We start from the raw sequence: 465 nt of genomic DNA, 5'->3' as shown, positions 1-465 counted from the left end.
CCTACGGGAGGCTGCAGTGGGGAATCTTGCGCAATGCGCGAAAGCGTGACGCAGCAACGCCGCGTGGGGGAAGAAGGCCTTCGGGTTGTAAACCCCTTTCAGTTGGGACGAAGCTTCGCCGGTGAACAGCCGGCTGGAGTGACGGTACCTTCAGAAGAAGCCCCGGCTAACTACGTGCCAGCAGCCGCGGTAATACGTAGGGGGCAAGCGTTGTCCGGAATCATTGGGCGTAAAGAGCGTGTAGGCGGCTCCGTAAGTCCGCTGTGAAAGTCCAGGGCTCAACCCTGGAATGCCGGTGGAAACTGTGGGGCTAGAGTCCGGAAGAGGCGAGTGGAATTCCTGGTGTAGCGGTGAAATGCGCAGATATCAGGAGGAACACCAATGGCGAAGGCAGCTCGCTGGGACGGTACTGACGCTGAGACGCGAAAGCGTGGGGAGCAAACAGGATTAGATACCCCAGTAGTC

1 rRNA gene is annotated in these 465 nt (G+C 59.1%); it reads left to right on the top strand.

The features are described from left to right. A 16S ribosomal RNA gene (locus AADR41_RS42385) occupies positions 1–465 on the top strand; the annotation flags it as partial.

The organism is Streptomyces sp. CLV115, assembly GCF_038448545.1.
GTDB classification, from domain to species: domain Bacteria; phylum Actinomycetota; class Actinomycetes; order Streptomycetales; family Streptomycetaceae; genus Streptomyces; species Streptomyces sanglieri.
This window is presented reverse-complemented; position numbering and strand designations above follow the sequence as displayed.